This window comes from Mucilaginibacter sp. NFR10 (assembly GCF_900100445.1).
Taxonomy (GTDB): domain Bacteria; phylum Bacteroidota; class Bacteroidia; order Sphingobacteriales; family Sphingobacteriaceae; genus Mucilaginibacter; species Mucilaginibacter rubeus.
This window is the reverse complement of the sequence record NZ_FMTV01000003.1, coordinates 413,827-430,654: the sequence shown is the minus strand read 5'-3', so window position 1 is coordinate 430,654 and position 16,828 is coordinate 413,827. Positions and strand designations below refer to the sequence as shown.

At 42.7% G+C, this 16,828-nt stretch carries 19 protein-coding genes; 9 read left to right on the top strand and 10 right to left on the bottom strand.

The genetic code is table 11. The annotated features are described in order from the left end of the window. The first annotated feature begins 2 nt into the window (after positions 1-2). Positions 3-743, top strand: a complete 741-nt coding sequence (locus BLP33_RS12980; protein ID WP_090528842.1) for a tyrosine-protein phosphatase — start codon at positions 3-5, stop codon at positions 741-743. Positions 744-1,126: 383 nt separating this feature from the next. Here the strand turns inward: BLP33_RS12980 and BLP33_RS12975 are convergent, their stop codons facing one another. Then, on the bottom strand, positions 1,127-2,365 hold the full coding sequence (locus tag BLP33_RS12975; RefSeq protein WP_090528841.1) for an ABC transporter permease: 1,239 nt from the start codon (positions 2,363-2,365) through the stop codon (positions 1,127-1,129). A gap of 153 nt (positions 2,366-2,518) precedes the next feature. Here BLP33_RS12975 and BLP33_RS12970 point away from each other — a divergent pair, with 153 nt between their 5' ends. Beyond that, the gene (locus BLP33_RS12970; protein ID WP_090528838.1) at positions 2,519-3,247 is read left to right on the top strand and encodes a TlpA family protein disulfide reductase; all 729 of its coding nucleotides are present in this window, start codon (positions 2,519-2,521) and stop codon (positions 3,245-3,247) included. 137 nt (positions 3,248-3,384) lie between these two features. On the opposite strand, the gene BLP33_RS12965 is transcribed toward BLP33_RS12970, so the two are convergent. After that, positions 3,385-3,732, bottom strand: coding sequence for a HesB/IscA family protein (locus BLP33_RS12965; RefSeq protein ID WP_090528835.1), 348 nt, complete (start codon positions 3,730-3,732; stop codon positions 3,385-3,387). Between the two features lie 92 nt (positions 3,733-3,824). On the opposite strand from BLP33_RS12965, the gene BLP33_RS12960 reads away from it, so the two are divergent. The 3 genes from BLP33_RS12960 to dnaA all read left to right on the top strand — a co-directional run bounded on the left by BLP33_RS12960 (position 3,825) and on the right by dnaA (position 7,768). Next, entirely contained in the window at positions 3,825-4,355 is a 531-nt protein-coding gene (locus BLP33_RS12960; RefSeq protein ID WP_090528832.1) for a DUF7935 family protein, read from the top strand. Between the two features lie 4 nt (positions 4,356-4,359). Continuing rightward, entirely contained in the window at positions 4,360-5,910 is a 1,551-nt protein-coding gene (locus tag BLP33_RS12955) for an acyl-CoA mutase large subunit family protein (RefSeq protein WP_090528830.1), read from the top strand. Between the two features lie 433 nt (positions 5,911-6,343). After that, the gene (gene dnaA, locus BLP33_RS12950) at positions 6,344-7,768 is read left to right on the top strand and encodes a chromosomal replication initiator protein DnaA (protein ID WP_090528828.1); all 1,425 of its coding nucleotides are present in this window, start codon (positions 6,344-6,346) and stop codon (positions 7,766-7,768) included. 91 nt (positions 7,769-7,859) lie between these two features. Here dnaA and BLP33_RS12945 read toward each other — a convergent pair whose 3' ends face one another. Further along, complete coding sequence (locus BLP33_RS12945; RefSeq protein ID WP_217633157.1) at positions 7,860-8,744, bottom strand: PhzF family phenazine biosynthesis protein; 885 nt, start codon at positions 8,742-8,744, stop codon at positions 7,860-7,862. Between the two features lie 154 nt (positions 8,745-8,898). Here BLP33_RS12945 and BLP33_RS12940 point away from each other — a divergent pair, with 154 nt between their 5' ends. Continuing rightward, entirely contained in the window at positions 8,899-9,354 is a 456-nt protein-coding gene (locus tag BLP33_RS12940) for a nuclear transport factor 2 family protein (protein WP_090528822.1), read from the top strand. Positions 9,355-9,356: 2 nt separating this feature from the next. Here the strand turns inward: BLP33_RS12940 and BLP33_RS12935 are convergent, their stop codons facing one another. The 6 genes from BLP33_RS12935 to BLP33_RS12910 all read right to left on the bottom strand — a co-directional run bounded on the left by BLP33_RS12935 (position 9,357) and on the right by BLP33_RS12910 (position 13,085). Next, on the bottom strand, positions 9,357-9,908 hold the full coding sequence (locus BLP33_RS12935) for an NUDIX hydrolase (protein WP_090528819.1): 552 nt from the start codon (positions 9,906-9,908) through the stop codon (positions 9,357-9,359). Further along, positions 9,901-10,305 carry a hypothetical protein gene (locus BLP33_RS12930; protein ID WP_090528816.1) on the bottom strand — a complete coding sequence of 135 codons (405 nt, stop codon included), beginning with the start codon at positions 10,303-10,305 and terminating at the stop codon, positions 9,901-9,903. Before BLP33_RS12930 ends, BLP33_RS12935 begins: the two co-directional genes overlap by 8 nt. A 28-nt stretch (positions 10,306-10,333) precedes the next feature. After that, positions 10,334-11,122, bottom strand: coding sequence for a TPM domain-containing protein (locus BLP33_RS12925; protein ID WP_090528813.1), 789 nt, complete (start codon positions 11,120-11,122; stop codon positions 10,334-10,336). Positions 11,123-11,133: 11 nt separating this feature from the next. Further along, the gene (locus BLP33_RS12920) at positions 11,134-11,568 is read right to left on the bottom strand and encodes a TPM domain-containing protein (protein ID WP_090528810.1); all 435 of its coding nucleotides are present in this window, start codon (positions 11,566-11,568) and stop codon (positions 11,134-11,136) included. 113 nt (positions 11,569-11,681) lie between these two features. Next, positions 11,682-12,263: a LemA family protein gene (locus tag BLP33_RS12915; RefSeq protein WP_090528807.1), complete on the bottom strand. Its 582-nt coding sequence runs from the start codon at positions 12,261-12,263 to the stop codon at positions 11,682-11,684. Positions 12,264-12,509: 246 nt separating this feature from the next. After that, a complete protein-coding gene (locus BLP33_RS12910; RefSeq protein ID WP_254780124.1) occupies positions 12,510-13,085 on the bottom strand; it encodes an RNA polymerase sigma factor in 576 nt (191 codons plus the stop codon). A gap of 506 nt (positions 13,086-13,591) precedes the next feature. Between BLP33_RS12910 and BLP33_RS12905 the strand changes: the two genes are divergently transcribed. Genes BLP33_RS12905 through BLP33_RS12895 form a run of 3 tightly spaced genes read left to right on the top strand, consistent with a single transcriptional unit; the run spans position 13,592 to position 15,964 of the window. Beyond that, entirely contained in the window at positions 13,592-15,142 is a 1,551-nt protein-coding gene (locus BLP33_RS12905; protein ID WP_090528801.1) for an NAD(P)/FAD-dependent oxidoreductase, read from the top strand. Then, the gene (locus tag BLP33_RS12900; RefSeq protein ID WP_090528797.1) at positions 15,139-15,606 is read left to right on the top strand and encodes a DinB family protein; all 468 of its coding nucleotides are present in this window, start codon (positions 15,139-15,141) and stop codon (positions 15,604-15,606) included. The genes BLP33_RS12905 and BLP33_RS12900 overlap by 4 nt, the downstream gene beginning before the upstream one ends. Beyond that, positions 15,599-15,964, top strand: coding sequence for a CoA-binding protein (locus tag BLP33_RS12895; RefSeq protein WP_090528794.1), 366 nt, complete (start codon positions 15,599-15,601; stop codon positions 15,962-15,964). Before BLP33_RS12900 ends, BLP33_RS12895 begins: the two co-directional genes overlap by 8 nt. On the opposite strand, the gene BLP33_RS12890 is transcribed toward BLP33_RS12895, so the two are convergent. Next, positions 15,961-16,761, bottom strand: coding sequence for a DUF5672 family protein (locus BLP33_RS12890; protein WP_090528791.1), 801 nt, complete (start codon positions 16,759-16,761; stop codon positions 15,961-15,963). The two genes, BLP33_RS12895 and BLP33_RS12890, sit on opposite strands and share 4 nt — an antisense overlap. Positions 16,762-16,828 lie beyond the last annotated feature (67 nt).

Here is a 16,828-nt window from a genome sequence, read left to right as displayed (position 1 = left end):
AAATGTTCGGGCTTTTTAAGAAGAAGAAGGCAATAAGGGAATCGAAACTCAACTATGAAGGAATCATGGTTGATATGCACTCGCATGTGTTACCGGGGATTGATGATGGTGCTAAAACACCCGAAGATTCGGTAGAGTTGATAAAAAAGATGATGGAATTGGGGATAAAAAAAGTTATCGCCACGCCACATATCATGATAGATTTTTATCGCAACACCCCCGAAACCATAGGAAATGCGCTTACTATATTAAAAGCCGAGTTGGTTAAACAAGGGATTGATATACCTGTTGAAGCCGCTGCCGAACACTATTTTGATGAAACGTTTGAAGCACGTGTAGAGAACGGCCCGATCATGACCATGGGCGACAACCACGTATTATTTGAATTTTCATTTATAAATCAACCGCCAAATACCTACAGTGTAATTCAAAAACTTCATGATAAAGGGTATAAACCTATTTTGGCCCACCCCGAGCGCTACCAGTACCTTGACTTAGACATGTTGAGAAACCTGCATAGTTGGGGCCTGGATTTTCAGCTTAATACCATATCCCTCACAGGGTATTATGGTAAAGAGATAAAAAAAATGGCCGAAGACCTGGTTGATAATAGTTTGATAGACTTTATTTCAAGCGATATGCACCACTTAAGGCATGCCACGGCATTTGGCGATGCGCTGAGAACAACCTATATTGAAAAATTGCTTGTCGACTATCCGCTTAAGAATAAGATGTTGTTTTAAACAGGTATTATCCAACAAGAAAAGCGTCATTGCGAGGAACGAAGCAATCCCCGATTAGCAGGTCCGCCCTGTATGGTTCACGATTGCTTCGTTCCCTATAATGGCGTGATCGTAAGTTATTGATTATTAAGTGTATTTTTCTAATGGATTTTATAACATGGGCGTTGCCTACGGCCCGGGCTTTCCGTTGCAAGTCCTCGCCTTTCCTGCCCGCAACCCCTCTACACGCTCCGGGCTTTACACTGCAATCCCTAACGCGGCCCACGCGCAACACCGCTAAAATATATTTTACATGTCATTACGTTTTTTTTCAGGCTTCCCTGATGGTTACTCGCAATGACATTTTTTGTTTGTAGGCAGCCTCTAAGATTTTGCAATCGTTTTTATTCGTACCTAAGCGCTTCCACCGGATCCAGTTTTGCTGCTTTTTTTGCCGGGTAGTAACCCGATATCAAACCGATAAACGTACACAACACCACTGCAAAGAATAACCATCCCCATGGTACTACAAACGATCCGCTTATTTGTACAGCAATAAGGTTTCCTGCTGCCATGCCCAGTATCATACCTGCTGCACCGCCTATAAGACAGATCACTATAGCCTCTATCAAAAATTGTTTGCGAATAATTGCCGGAGTTGCCCCTATAGCTTTCCGCACACCAATTTCGCGTGTGCGTTCTGTTACTGATACCAGCATGATGTTCATAAGCCCGATGGCGGCACCGATGAGTGTGATGATGCCAACTGCAAAGCCGGCGGCAGTAATACCTGCAAGCTGGCCTGATAGTTCCTTTTGAATGGAATCGCTCCGGCTTATTTCAAAGTTATCCTGGTTAATTACATTAAGCCCCCTTACGTTTCTGAATAAGGAGGTAGCTTCGCCAATGGTAGCGTCAAGGGCGCCGGGACTGGCTACTTTAATAGTTACCGTGAACGACGCATTTTTGGTACTGTCTATCTGTTTAGCTTTCAATACCGGGATCACGCAAAATTTATCGCCCCCGAATGAGCTTGAACCTTTTGATGCAAATACACCAACTATCCTGAACCTATCGGTACCAAGGTATATCGATTTATTTATCGGGTCTTCGGTTTTAAACAGTTTCTTTTTGATCTCATCGCCAATAATGACCACGTTCGATCCATGTTCCAGTTCAGAAGCGGAAAAATTACGCCCGAAAGCCAACTTTTTACCCGCTGTAACCAGGTAATTTTCGTTTGAGCCCGAGATGGATATATTGGGATTTGTTTTTTGATTGCCGTATTTGGCTACCGCGGTACCAATTACCTCTAAATTAATGGCTACAGCTACCGGCAATTTAAAAGTATTTTTAAAACGCACAGCCTGGTCATAAGTAATGGCTGGATACACTTTACGGTGCCCGCCGTTGCCAAAGTTCAACCCCTCGCCGCGGTTTTGCAGGGTGAATGTGTTGGCGCCAAGATCGGCGAAAGCATCGTTGGTGAACTGCCTGATGCCTTCGATGGCCGTTAAAATACCTACAAGCGCCATGATACCTATCGCTATGATTAGCGCGGTTAACGAGGTACGCAGCCTGTTGCCGGCTATAGACTGTAATGCAATGGAAATGTTTTCTTTGTAAGAGGTTTTTACCGGCATGGTATAAATATAAAAAACTTGCTGGTATGACTAAGCATTATACCAGTTTGTTACATGCTGATTTAACTTAATTTTTGTGATTGATGTGGCTAAAGCCCCGATTTGGTAACGTGCTATTTATGTTATAATTTTCCGTTGAATTTAAACCTTAAAATGAAAAATTATTACATCCTGTTTGCTATCTCATCGCTTGTTTTTAGTATTTCAAGCGCATATGGTCAGATTGAAATAACACGGCCGATAGAACAATATGGTTTCAATCAAAAAACGGTAGTTACCAATGCCAAAGGCGAAAAATATACCTATGCTAAATGGCGTGAATTGATGGCAACCGGCTATTATATGTTGAAGCCCGTACAGCATGACAGTGATAGCTCTGCTTTTATATTAACCAAACGTGATTCGCTTGCCGATGGTATTTTGCCGGCTAATGCTATTAAGCCGCCCGAAACCAGGTTTTTTAAAACGGGCAATACCTTTAGCTTTTTCAATATGAGAGATGTTAACGGTAATGTAATTACCGCTGCGGAGCTGAAAGGGAAAATAGTTGTGCTCAATTTTTGGTTTATTGCCTGCCCGCCATGCAGATATGAAATGCCCGAACTGAACCGCCTTGTCGACGCTTATCAGGATAATAAGGATGTTGTATTTATTGCAATTTCTTTAGATAAAACTGAACAGGTAGAGCGATTTCTGAAAGTGTCGCCATTTAAATACCATGTGGTTAGCGATTCGATGCCTTTGTTTTCTTACTATGGGGTTGATGAGTGCCCGGTGAGCCTGGTTATCGACAGGGACGGGGTTATACGGTTTAACAGCCAGGGCTACGGCGATGGAACGGTGCCAGACTGGATCAGGAAAACGATATCTGATATTAAGTAGTGGGTTTAAATATCACTCGTTAACTAAATATATATACCGCTTAATGATTTACAGTATTATTTGTTGCAGCCCTTCAAAAACAAAAGCCGCTTCATGTTTTACAATGAAACGGCTTCCTATATTTTAACCGGGGGTAATTAAACCGAGAACGAAGAACCACAGCCGCAGGTGCTGGCAGCATTAGGGTTGTTGAAAGTGAAACCACGGGCATTTAATCCGTCCTGGTAATCGATTTGCATACCGGCCAGGTATAAACCGTGCGCTTTGTGCATGAAAACTTTAATACCATCAATAATATATTCCTGGTCGCCGTCTTTTTTCATGTCGAAGCCTAAAATATAGTTCATGCCCGAACAGCCACCACCCTCAACACCAACACGTAAACCAAATTCGTCGTTTATTTCTTGCTGGTCTTTTAATTTAAAAAGTTCTTTTACTGCGCCCGGTGTAAAAGAAACCGGAGCAGCTTCAACAGCTATACTCATCTTTATTTTTATTTATTCCACACAAATATAACGTAAAATGCAGATTTTTGTTAGTGTCATAATTTTATGACCCCTGTATAACATTTATAAACATGCCCACTCTACCTTTTTTGTTTGATATTTTAAAATATACTATTTCGGGCTTAGGCGTTGTGTATATCGCTTTTTACCTGTTTAAACCATATCTTGATAAATCAGAAAGTATCCAGTTATTGGAGTTAAAGCGTACCATCAGTAATCAAACCCTGCCATTACGTTTACAGGCCTATGAAAGGGTTGTACTTTTTATTGAAAGGGTTAATCCTGCAAGTTTACTTATCCGCCTAAACGGATCGGCCGATACCGCCGCCGAATTGCAGGCTATTATTGTTAACGAGGTGCGCAACGAGTTTCAGCATAACATTACGCAGCAAATTTATGTAAGCGCCCGGGTTTGGAACGTGGTAAAAAGGGTAAAGGACGATACCATTAATATGATCAATAATGCTGTAAAAGCTTTACCGCCAGATACATCGGCGCTTGAGCTAAGCAAGGTGATCCTGGTGCATTTAAGTAAGCTGGAAGATAACCCTTATGATGTGGCACTTGGGCTCATCAGGCAGGACATGGAAGAATTATACTAAGCTTATGGCCAGGGATAAAAAAATTACCACTACATCGGGTATCGAAATTAAGGAGGTTTATACCGTACCTTCAAATATGAGTGAATTGCCCGGTGAGTTCCCCTTTACCCGCGGTATCCAAAAAGATATGTACCGGGGCAAACCCTGGACCATGCGTCAATACGCCGGTTTTTCAACCGCCGAAGAATCAAACAAGCGCTATCACTATTTATTAAGCCAGGGTACAAACGGTCTTTCGGTAGCCTTCGATCTCCCAACACAAATAGGCTATGACTCCGACCACCCCCTTGCCGAGGGTGAGGTAGGCAAGGTAGGCGTAGCTATTGATTCGTTAAAAGATATGGAGGTTTTATTTGAGGGTATTGAACTTAAGAATATCACCACCTCCATGACCATCAACGCAACCGCTCCTATTTTGCTGGCTATGTACATTGCCCTCGCCAAAAAGCAGGGAGCAGATCTCAGGCAAATCTCCGGCACCATACAAAACGATATATTAAAAGAGTATGCTGCCCGCGGCACCTATATATATCCCCCTGCGCCATCCATGCGGCTCATTACCGATGTATTTGAATACTGCAGTAAAGAGGTGCCCAAATGGAATACTATCTCCATATCAGGTTATCACATCCGCGAAGCAGGCTCAACCGCCGTGCAGGAACTGGCATTTACTTTGGCCAACGGCAAAGCCTATTTAAAGGCCGCGCTGGATAAGGGACTTGATATTAATGTGTTTGCTAAGCGCCTTTCTTTCTTTTTTAACTGCCACAGTAATTTTTTTGAGGAAATAGCCAAGTTCCGTGCCGCCAGGCGCATGTGGGCGCATATTACCAAACAATTGGGGGCTACCGATGCCGGCGCCCAAAAACTTCGCTTTCATACGCAAACGGGCGGCTCAACATTAACAGCACAACAGCCTCTTAATAATATTATAAGGGTAAGCAACCAGGCAATGGCTGCCGTGCTGGGGGGCACACAATCATTACATACCAATGGGTATGACGAAGCCTTGTCGTTACCAACAGAAGCCGCAGCCAAAATAGCCTTGCGCACCCAGCAGATCATCGCGTTTGAAAGTGGTGTTACCGATACGGTTGACCCGCTTGCCGGTTCATACTTTATCGAAGCATTGACAGATGAGATGGAAGCCGCTGCCCAATTGTATATAGATAAGATAGATGCCATGGGTGGCGCGGTAAAAGCCATAGAGCAGGATTATATCCAGCAGGAAATAGCAGCCTCTGCTTACCAGTACCAACAGGAGATTGAAACCGGCGAAAAAGTTATAGTAGGCGTTAACCGGTTTACCCAGCAGGAAGAAGCCCCTGTTAATGTGTTTAGGGTGGATGACGCGATCAGAAAAATGCAGTCGGAAAAAATTGCAGAACTAAAAAGGGAGCGTAATAGTGACGGCGTTGAGAAAAGTTTACACCTTTTGGGAATAGCAGCAGCCGGTACTGAAAACTTAATTCCTTTTATCGTAACTTCGGTAGAAAGCTATGCTACCCTTGGGGAGATCGCCGATGTATTGCGAGGGGTTTTTGGAGAGTATTAGCGTCTTGGTGTGGCTTCCGTGCATGTAGTATAGTGCACCACAAATCAACAAACCTGGTTTTTATTTTTTATAAGGCACTAAACCAGTGCGTTATTTTTTTGTTTGCAATAACCATCAAAAAAGTGCAAACATTACCCATGTTTTGGCGTATAACTAAGGGTTGTAATTGACAGTTTTATTATTCTTTTTTTTGAAATTTCAAAAAAAGAAAAAAACAATTGAGAAATATTCGGATTGTGATTTTTATATCAAAAATTATGTTATCCATACGAAAATTTCATTAAAAAATCGAATTTGTTAGTAAAAAGCCAAATGTTAAAAAAGTGAAAATTTAATTTTTTTATAAGCTTTTTTTGGCAATATTCGATGTTCCGTAGCAAGGCCAAAAGTTGTTTCGCTGGGGGTTGGAAATCAATATTTTACTTTTATTTATATGGAAAAAACTTGTACGAACGTTTGGAATAGCTGCCTTCAGATCATCAAAGACAACATACCGGCCCAGAGTTTTAAAACCTGGTTTGAGCCGATAAAAGCTTTGAGAATGGAGGGAAGCGTATTAACCATACAAGTACCAAGTTTATTCTTTTACGAGTGGCTTGAAGAGCACTATGTAGGGTTACTGCGCAAGACAATAAAAAAACAATTGGGCGACGAAGGACGTTTAGAGTATAATATAGTTGTTGAGCAATCATCAAGTAAACCATACACAACTAACATGCCTTCAAACGGAAATGGCGCTGATTCAAAACATCAGAGTATGCCGATACCTATTTCAATTAACAAGGACATTAAAAACCCCTTTGTTATACCCGGGCTTAAAAAGTTGAATGTAGATCCTCAGCTTAACCGTAACTATACCTTCGAAAACTTTGTTGAAGGTGATTGCAACCGTTTGGCCCGCTCTGCAGGTTATGCAGTTGCCGCTAAACCCGGAGGTACTTCATTTAACCCTTTAATGATTTACGGCGGTGTAGGTTTGGGTAAAACCCACCTGGCACAAGCTATTGGTAACGAAATTAAGCGCACCCTGCCCGATAAACTGGTACTGTATGTATCATGCGAAAAATTTACGCAGCAATTTGTTGATGCTTTAAAGCACAATAATATTAATGATTTTGTGAACTTTTACCAGGCCATTGATGTGCTGATCATGGACGATGTGCACAACTTTGCCGGTAAAGAAAAAACACAGGATTTCTTCTTCCATATATTTAACCACTTGCACCAATCGGGGAAGCAGCTGATAATTACATCAGATAAAGCGCCTAAGGATCTGGCCGGTTTGGAAGAACGTCTGCTTTCGAGGTTTAAATGGGGCTTATCTGCCGATTTGCAGATCCCTGACCTGGAAACCCGTATGGCTATCCTGAAGAATAAAATTTACCAGGATGGCATCGATCTGTCAAACGATGTGATCGAATACGTTGCTCATAACATCGACAATAACGTACGTGAACTGGAAGGCGCTATGGTATCATTACTGGCGCAGTCAACCCTTAACCGTAAGGAGATTGACCTGAACCTGGCTAAGCAAATGTTGAAAAACTTTGTGAAGAACTCATCCAAAGAAATTTCGATGGAGTATATTCAGAGCCTGGTATGCGAATATTTTGAGGTGCCTATCGAAATGGTAAAATCACAAACCCGTAAACGCGAAATTGTACAGGCCCGTCAAATATCGATGTACCTGGCCAAAGCACATACCAAAAGCTCATTGAAATCAATCGGTCATTTCTTTGGCGGTCGTGACCACTCAACCGTGATCTATGCCTGCCAAACTGTAGAAGATTTGATTGACACCGATAAGAAATTTAAAGGGTATGTTGCCGATATTCAGAAGAAATTGAAAATGTCGTAATAAACACGACTTTTAACATACGAAAGCCTTGCATTTGATGCAGGGCTTTTTTGTTTGGCATTAATTTTAAAGCAGGCGATTGTGTTTGGTTTTATAAAAACAACGTGCCCTCCATTACAATCACTGACGAGCCACTTACCAGCACATTTTCGGGCGTTACCCTGATATGGATGTTAGATGGATGATTTACCTGTGCACCCTGCAAAATTGTATAATCCTGGTTGGTGTTTATGTAACTGACCTGCTGCAAAAATCCGGCAAGGGGACCGGCAGCTGTTCCAGTGGCAGGATCTTCATCAATGCCATATGCGGGATTAAAAAAGCGGGTTTCGGTTAGATAGTCACCCTCTGAAACATCGGTTGTGAATAAGTAAAACCCTTCAAAGCCGTAATTTTTTGAAATTTCTTTGAGCTTATCAGGGTTGGGTATAGCCTGATTAAGCAGCGCTCTGTTTTTTACAGGAACCATGGTGTGGGCTACTTCTGTTTTCATGATGGTAGGCTTCCAGTTATTTAATTCCAGATCGCTTGTTTCTAAGCCGAGTGCTGGCGCCACAATTTCCGGGCTAATAGTACCAAGGTTCTTCGCAGCCTGCTGTTTTACTGCTACCAGTATCAGGCCGTTTTCTTCACTGATCACAACGGGCAATTTTTCATTCTTCATAGTTACCCAATGCTCATCACCCTGACCGTTAAAAATATCCCATCCCTTAAGCAAAGCCAGGGATACAGCGCCCAGCAAATTATGACCGCCGCCACCAACCTCATAATTACCCGGAGTAAATGAACGTACCTTCAATAATTTTTCAGCATCAGAGTACCGTACAAAGGATGTTTCGGAATAGCCGAATTCGCGGGCTATGTTGTAGTATTGAGATAATTCCAGCTCGTCGTCACACCACACTACCGACAGCGGGTTGCCTTTATATGATTGGTGGGTGAATACATCAAGTATGTAGTAAGGTAATTTTTTCATTTGATAGATTTTTGCTTGTGCAAAGTAGTGAAGGCTTTCAGGGTAAATGTCAGCCCAGTTTAAAAATGAAGAAGGACTGGATTAGTTTTTTTCTCTTATCAGCAAATGATTAAATCAGCATATCAACTTGATTCCAAATGAGGTATATTTAGTTATGAAAAAACTTATTCTTGCAGTATTTATTTTATTATCGTTCCAATCCTTCGCCCAGCAAACGGAGCCGGATGCTATTAAGCAAACCATCAATACTATGTTTAATGCCATGCGCAAGGGCGATAGCACGATGCTTAGATCCACCTTTGCTAAAGGAATCGTTTTTCATAGCGTAGCCAACAAAAAAGATGGCTCAACAGCTTTGGAAATTGAAAACCCTGATGACTTTGTTAAAATGGTTGGCACGCCACACAAAGGCGTATACGATGAGCGCGTAACTTTTTCGGATATCAAGATCGACGGTCCGCTGGCCAGCGTTTGGGCGCCTTATAAGTTTTATTTAGATGATAAATACAGCCATTGCGGGGTAGATGTTTTCCAGCTGATGAAAACTGCCGATGGCTGGAAGATCATTTATATAGTTGATACCCGGCGAAAGGATAATTGCCCGGAGTGATTTTACATCACTCCCAGCTTCATCATCCCATAAAATAAACCGGCGCAATGCATGGCCTGTTTTATTTCGTTGTTAAGCAATAATTGTTTCACCTCTTCAATGGTGTATTCTTCAACAATCAGGTCTTCCAGTTCGTCAAGATGCTGGCCTTGTACTTTTTTGCCGCCTTTGGTGAAATAGGTAAATGTTTTATTGTTAGCTGTTGACGGGTTGCCGTATACCGTACAGATCAATTCAAATTCATCAAACTGGTAGCCGGTTTCTTCCAGCAATTCCCGGCGTATGGCGTGTACAGGTTCTTCGCCGGCGTCAATTACACCACCCGGAATTTCGAGCGAGATAACACCTGCCGCATGACGGTATTGTTTCACCATCAATACTTTATTGTCTTCGGTTATGGCTACTGCGTTAACCCAGTTTGAATATTCAAGTACATAATAATCTTCAACTATTTTGCCATTTGGCATTTCGCATTTATCAATGCGGAGGGTGGCCCAGGGGCCTTTATGGATGTATGATGATGAAAGTAGTTTCCAGGTGAGATCTTTACTCATAGTTATTTTGCAGAAATTGATAGATAGCGTTACGCTTGTTTATGTTTTCGAATGATGTACGATTGTGATTCTTCTCCAGTCGGTTAAATATAGAAATGATCTTTTGTAAGGCGGCTAAGGTTTCGTCATTAGCTGCAAAAGGTTCATAATACATATATAACAATTGAGCTAAAGCATCCAGCTTTTCGGGCGAATAGTTTCTCTCATTGAGTAAAATGTCAAAATCTTCGATGCTTAGTTTAAGCAGATCGTTCAGTTTTAGATCATACTCATCCCGAAGCATTTGATCAGCATATTGAATAAATGCTTCAGGATTTACGGCGTTTTTGAAACCCGCGAGCTTTGATATTGAATAGATGATTTTTTCAATCTCGCGTAAGATGAAGTCTTTTTGCATAGGTTAAGATGTGCTGCGCTATGAACAATTACCAGCTGCCGCTTGAACCGCCGCCGCCACCGCTTCCGCCGCCAAAACCGCCGAAGCCCCCTCCGTCAGAACCGCCGCCGCCGGAAAAACCTCCCCAGTCGCCACCGCTGCTCCGGCCTCCGCCGCCAAGCATATTGCCAGCAAGGAACCACCAGAACGGGCTTGCACCCCCCCGGCGACCGATGATCTGCCTGCCGCCTCCGCCTCCGCGATTGCGGAATACCAGGATCAGGATAACTACGATTATGACAATAACTATAAAACCCGCCGGACCGCCGTTGCTTTGCTTTTGTTTTTTTGACGCCTTATACTCGCCCTTCATAGCTTTGATGATGCTGTTTGTGCCTGCATCAAGTCCGCCATAGTAGTCGCCTTGTTTAAAATGGGGTTTAAGGTCGTTTTGGATAATATCCTGCGTAACAATATCAGGCAAGGCGCCCTCGGCGCCGTAGCCGGTTTGAATACTCATTCTACGGTCGCCAATAGCAACCAATACCAATACGCCATTATTTTTGTCTTTTTGCCCTATGCCCCATTTCCGCAACAGTTGAACGCCGTAGTCGTTAATGTCATAATTACCTGTAGATTTCAGGATCACCACTGCAATTTGTGTTGAAGTGGAATCATTGAAGGCTACCAATTTAGTTTCCAGTCGCTGTTTATCAGCGGGGTTTAAGGTGTTGGTATAATCTGTAACGAGAGTATTGGAGCGTTCCGGAAAATCCTGAGCAATTGCGGCAATAACGCAAAGTGTAAATCCGAAAAACAGTATAAACTTTTTGAGCATGTTTTTAATTTTTAATCGCCATCCATAAAGGCTATATCATCCGGAAGTTCGTTTTGATCGCCATCTTGATGAGGGAAATATTTTTGGAGCTGTTCGCCGGCAATTTTAAGCCCTGTAACAATTCCTTCAACAATATCGCCATATTTAAAATGCTGCAGCATATCATCGCGGGTGGTATCCCAAAAATCGGGAGGGACAACCTGGTTAATACCGGCATCGCCTATGATGGCAAATTTGCGGTCGACGGTGGCCACATATACAAGCACCCCATGCCTGAGCTTGGTTTTATGCATATTGAGCTGTTGGAAATATTTTGCAGCACGGTCAAGAACATTTTCACTGCACCGCTTTTCGATGCACACCCTGATTTCGCCCGATGAGCGGTGCTCAGCATCTTCAATAGCTTTGCGGATGCGCTGCTGTTCCTCTTCGTTAAATACAGCCATATATTTTGATTTATGATTTCACCGATTTGTTATGATTTCACCGATAACCAGGGATTTCGCCAACCTTCAAAAAATCGGTGAAATCACAGAACAATCAGTGTAATCCCATCAAATTAATTAAACTCTACTTTAGGGGCTTTGTCGGCGCCTGGTTCGGCAGTAAAATAACCCTTTTCGGAGAAACCGAACATTTTGGCAGTTATATTGGCCGGAAACGAACGGATCTTGCTGTTGTATTCCTGAACGGCATCATTAAAATCTTTGCGCGATACATTGATCCTGTTTTCGGTGCCTTCCAGTTGAATCTGAAGGTCATGGAAGTTAGAGTTCGATTTCAGATCGGGATAGTTTTCGGTAATGGAAAGCAATTTGCCCAGGGCCGCGCTTAACTCACCCTGTGAGGCCTGGAAAGCTTTTATTGATTCGGGGGTAAGCTTATTGGGGTCAACCTGTACCGATGTTGCCTTTGAACGGGCTTCAACCACAGCTGTAAGGGTGCTTTTTTCAAAATTTGCTGCGCCTTTTACGGTATTAACTAAATTGGGGATCAAGTCGCTGCGGCGCTGATAATCGCTTTGCACGGCACCCCATTTAGCTTTAACAGTTTCATCTAATTTAACCATACTGTTATAGCTGCATGAACTTAAGGACATAGCTGCAGCTATGATTAATATAACCGAGAATAACTTTTTCATTTGTTTTTCGTGTGTTTTTGTGACGTTTTGGGTTAGAGTGCAAATCACGTACCGTTGTTACAAAGGGAGTGAGTTGCTGACAAGGTGTCAAGTTACGGCTTTTTGGTAAATTATAGAAAGATGGGAGGTGTAAGATGTGCGATATGAGAAATTTTGCACAAATATCTATTCTTTATAAAAGCAGAAAGCCCCATCAGGGGCTGCGTCTTTGTAAATGATTTGTATAAGGTTAATGGCGGGACCGGCTTATCCTGCCAGGCAATGTTCTTCGCGCATGGTTAGTTTGGCTACCATGTCTTTTAACAATGTACGGGCGCGGTGAAGTGTAGTGCGTGATAAAAGTTCGCTCATGCCCAGGGACGAGCCTATTTCCTGGTGCGAGTAACCTTCAATGGCGTACATGTTAAAAACAGACCGATACGTTTTTGGTAGTTTTTGTACCAGTTTCATCAGATCTTTAGCTTCAAGTCCATTATCATTATAGGAGCTGCTGATAGGTATAACGGCAGCTTCTTCCGCTGCAAAATCATCAACCAAAACTATTGGCTTTAACTTGCGGTAGCGTGATATGGCACAATGTACCATGATGCGGCGGATCCATCCTTCCAAACTGCCTTCGCCCCGGTAGTTTTTCATGTTGCGGAACATTTTTATAAAACCTTCCTGTAATATATCCTGGGCTTCGTCTTTATCGGTTGCATAACGCATGCAAACTGCAAGCATACGTGGTGCTAATAACCTGTATAATTGCTCCTGGCTCTTCCTGTCATTGGTCATGCAACCATTCCATATTGTTTGTAAGCGTTCGTCGGCGGTAGTCATTTTTTTATTATTTAAATACATGAGGTGCATGCCAATCCGAGTGCCATTTTGTAATTAATTGATTTTCAGTAAATTATTTTTTAGAGGATTTTAAAACTGTTCGATAGCGTACGGTCATTGTGCAAAGGCGAACGGTTTTGAGGGTTTTGAGCACCATTGGAATGGGGGTAATAATTGAAATTAGCCCATAATATTTATACAAAATGCGGGTTAACACTTTTTTGGACAAAAAACTCACAATTGTTTGATTATTAGTTATATATGTAAATGCTAACCCTGAATTCTGTTAACCCTGTTAACCCCCTTTGTTAGTAGCGTCAATCCAATCCAAAACTATATACCGCCTAAAGTTTAATAGGAAAAAGAGGCTAATCTTGATTATGATACAGCTTCCGGGTGAAAATGAGCTCAGGTAAAAATTGCTGATCAAAGTCTCCCCCTTTGGGGGAGATTTAGAGGGGGTTTCTTAACTTTGCATCATCCGGGATAAAAACCCGGCATCAGTCATGACAAAAGAAACAGAGATAGTTTGTCCTCCCGGACAACAGGAAGATGAAGCAGTTTTAAAGCAACTGGCGTCAGCAGCCCTTAAAATTCCCCTAAAAAATATTACGGCATTAAAAATTTTAAAGCGTTCCATTGACGCGCGTGGCCGCCGGGTGGTTTACCGCATGCAGGTGAGGGTTTTTATAGAGGAGGTCTACCAGTCTGAAATTTTTACTGTTAATTACCCCAACGTGCAATTTGGCCGACCAGTAATCATCGTTGGTGCAGGCCCGGCCGGATTATTTGCCGCGCTGCAATGCATCGAACTTGGATTAAAACCAGTTGTTATTGAACGGGGCAAGGATGTAAAACAACGCCGCCGAGATTTGGCTAATATCAACAAACAAGGCCTCGTTAACCCCGAGTCAAATTATTGCTTTGGGGAAGGCGGGGCAGGTACTTATTCGGATGGTAAGCTGTATACCCGCTCAACCAAGCGGGGAGACGTGAACCAGGTGCTTAAAATGTTTGTGGCCCATGGTGCCGACGAAGATATCTTGATTGATGCGCGACCGCACATCGGCACCAATAAACTGCCACAGATCATTACAGCTATGCGCGAAACCGTACTGAACGTTGGCGGAGAGATCATGTTTGATACCAAGGTAACCCAATTGCTGGTGGATTTTGGAAAAATTAAAGGCGTAAAAATAGCTACCGGCGAAAAGATCGTGGCTGATGCTGTGATCCTGGCTACAGGCCACTCGGCAAGGGATGTGTTTGAAATGCTGCATAGCCAAAATATCCTGATCGAAGCTAAACCTTTTGCTTTGGGTGTAAGGATAGAGCACCCGCAGGAAATAATTGACCGCGCGCAATATCATTGCGAATTGCGAGGCCCTGATCTGCCGCCATCATATTATAGCCTTGTTGAGCAGGTTGACGACCGCGGTGTGTTTTCTTTTTGTATGTGCCCCGGTGGTATCATCGCACCGTGTTCAACCGAGCCCGGCGAGATCGTAGTTAATGGCTGGAGCCCCTCAAAACGGAATAACCCTTTCGCAAATTCGGGCACTGTGGTGCAAATTAATTTAGAGGATGTTGCCGGCGATGATAACGACCCTTTTAAGATGCTTAATTTTCAGAAGCAGGTTGAACAGGCTGCTTTTGTAGCCGGTGGCGGTAATCTTGTAGCGCCCGGCCAGCGCATGGTTGATTTTGTACAGGGTCGTTTATCTGCCGATTTGCCGGTTAACTCATACCTGCCCGGTACAAAAAGTGTTGAACTGAAAGAAGTTTTACCTGATTGGATCAACGAACGTCTACGCAAAGCGCTGCCCGTATTCGGTAAAAAAATGAAAGGCTATTATACCAACGAAGCCATTTTAGTAGGTGTTGAGTCGCGCACATCATCTCCTGTGAAAATTCCGCGGGATAGGGAAACCTTGCAACATCCGCAGGTTACAGGTTTATTTCCGTGTGGTGAAGGAGCCGGCTATGCGGGTGGTATAATTTCTGCTGCTATTGACGGGATTAATTGTGCCACTGCTGCTTTAAAAATATTATCATGACAACATCTCAAAAATTATTCAATCAGCTTCAAAGCGTTTTGTCTGGCGAACCATGGTATGGCCCGTCGGTTTATTCTATTGTAGATGCCATCAGTTTTGAGGCAGCTTATGAAAAGCCTGCCGGATCAATTCATAACATTGCCGGAATCATTTTGCATATGGTGGGTTGGACAGAAGAGGTAATGGACCGCATGAATGGCATGAACGCCCAATTGCCGGTGCGTGGAGATTGGCCCGAACCCGGCCTGCCCGACGAACAAAAATGGAAATGGATTGTTGAAGATTTAAAACTGGTGAACGTAAACCTGGCAGGTTTTATTCAAAATTTTCCAGAGGAGAATTGGAACAAAGCTGTTGGCGGTAAAGAAGCCGAAACCTACGAATATCAGGTGAGCGGTTTGATACAACATCATATTTATCATTCCGCGCAAATTGCGTTATTAAACAGGATGATCAATGGCTGATAAGAAAACGTTAATATTAGGGGCAACGCCCGATACCAGCAGGTATGCCAACTTTGCGGCTACCCGTTTGGTTGAAAGTGGGCATACCATTGTTAATGTTGGCATAAAAACAGGAGAAGTTGCCGGTGTAGCTATTGAAAAGCCCGAAACCATACACCATGATATTGATACTATAACGCTGTACGTTGGCCCGCAGAATCAGCCTCCGCTGTATGATTATATATTGAATACAAACCCAAAACGGATCATATTTAATCCAGGGACTGAAAACAGCGAACTGAGGCGCAAGGCTAATGAGCAAGGCATCGAAACGGAGTATGCCTGTACGCTGGTAATGCTATCGATAGGGGAGTATTAAATTTGGTAACCGTAGTTTTGAATTACCGGCCGCCAATAGTCAAGGTTTTTATCCCAGGCATGGCAGCCAAACGGTAGTTTATTATTGTTTATTTTTATAGCTCGTTCGGGAAATAATTCGATTGAGAAACCCGTGGCTTTTTTATAAGAAGGGATATTAAGTACTTTTCTTTTCCTGTTAACCTCGATGCTCCAAAAAACATCTTCGTTGAAGTAATGATCATGGCTAAGGCTTAAATATCGTTTTGCCTGGTTTTTCATATTGATGCAGAGTTCATGAAATTTATTTACCCTGCGCAAGGAGAAACCACCGTTACCAACCCCGTTTTCAAATTGCATAGGTGATGGCCGGCCATCTTTTTGAACGTCGAACTTTAAATGCAGCCATCGCTGAAGTTTGGACTTTACAGCTTTAACAACATCCGGGTAACCGTACTTATGGATCCATGGCGCACCTATATAATCATAGCCCTGTGTGCACCATTCCATTAATTCATCGCTAAATACAAATGCATCCAGTTGATGTATCAGCATGAAATCGTAAGTTAAAAAGCTTCGGTAAAATTCTTCCGAAAGCATAAGTGCATTATAGCCTTTAATATTTTTAAAATACCTGTCGTCGAAATTAATTACATTAGCTATGGCATCTAATTGGGCTTCATCGGGCAATATAAGGTTATGTGGTTTAATAACTATTATATCATGGGCCGATAATACTTTAGTTGCCTGTACAAGAGCCGTGTGTTCGAGATTGCTCATAACAGGCTTATAAAAAGGGATCACTACTGCTGCTTTCACGGGTAAAAAAAGAAAAAAGTTGATGTTTTGTTTTAAACTTTAGCTGTTTGTGGCAGTTGCTGTGTTT

Bases quoted from the DNA above. Each gene is read 5' to 3' on its own strand.
- BLP33_RS12980 (WP_090528842.1), top strand. From the start codon at position 3: ATGTTCGGGCTTTTTAAGAAGAAGAAGGCAATAAGGGAATCGAAACTC.
- BLP33_RS12975 (WP_090528841.1), bottom strand. From the start codon at position 2,365: ATGCCGGTAAAAACCTCTTACAAAGAAAACATTTCCATTGCATTACAG.
- BLP33_RS12970 (WP_090528838.1), top strand. From the start codon at position 2,519: ATGAAAAATTATTACATCCTGTTTGCTATCTCATCGCTTGTTTTTAGT.
- BLP33_RS12965 (WP_090528835.1), bottom strand. From the start codon at position 3,732: ATGAGTATAGCTGTTGAAGCTGCTCCGGTTTCTTTTACACCGGGCGCA.
- BLP33_RS12960 (WP_090528832.1), top strand. From the start codon at position 3,825: ATGCCCACTCTACCTTTTTTGTTTGATATTTTAAAATATACTATTTCG.
- BLP33_RS12955 (WP_090528830.1), top strand. From the start codon at position 4,360: ATGGCCAGGGATAAAAAAATTACCACTACATCGGGTATCGAAATTAAG.
- dnaA (WP_090528828.1), top strand. From the start codon at position 6,344: ATGGAAAAAACTTGTACGAACGTTTGGAATAGCTGCCTTCAGATCATC.
- BLP33_RS12945 (WP_217633157.1), bottom strand. From the start codon at position 8,744: ATGAAAAAATTACCTTACTACATACTTGATGTATTCACCCACCAATCA.
- BLP33_RS12940 (WP_090528822.1), top strand. From the start codon at position 8,899: ATGAAAAAACTTATTCTTGCAGTATTTATTTTATTATCGTTCCAATCC.
- BLP33_RS12935 (WP_090528819.1), bottom strand. From the start codon at position 9,908: ATGAGTAAAGATCTCACCTGGAAACTACTTTCATCATCATACATCCAT.
- BLP33_RS12930 (WP_090528816.1), bottom strand. From the start codon at position 10,305: ATGCAAAAAGACTTCATCTTACGCGAGATTGAAAAAATCATCTATTCA.
- BLP33_RS12925 (WP_090528813.1), bottom strand. From the start codon at position 11,122: ATGCTCAAAAAGTTTATACTGTTTTTCGGATTTACACTTTGCGTTATT.
- BLP33_RS12920 (WP_090528810.1), bottom strand. From the start codon at position 11,568: ATGGCTGTATTTAACGAAGAGGAACAGCAGCGCATCCGCAAAGCTATT.
- BLP33_RS12915 (WP_090528807.1), bottom strand. From the start codon at position 12,263: ATGAAAAAGTTATTCTCGGTTATATTAATCATAGCTGCAGCTATGTCC.
- BLP33_RS12910 (WP_254780124.1), bottom strand. From the start codon at position 13,085: ATGACTACCGCCGACGAACGCTTACAAACAATATGGAATGGTTGCATG.
- BLP33_RS12905 (WP_090528801.1), top strand. From the start codon at position 13,592: ATGACAAAAGAAACAGAGATAGTTTGTCCTCCCGGACAACAGGAAGAT.
- BLP33_RS12900 (WP_090528797.1), top strand. From the start codon at position 15,139: ATGACAACATCTCAAAAATTATTCAATCAGCTTCAAAGCGTTTTGTCT.
- BLP33_RS12895 (WP_090528794.1), top strand. From the start codon at position 15,599: ATGGCTGATAAGAAAACGTTAATATTAGGGGCAACGCCCGATACCAGC.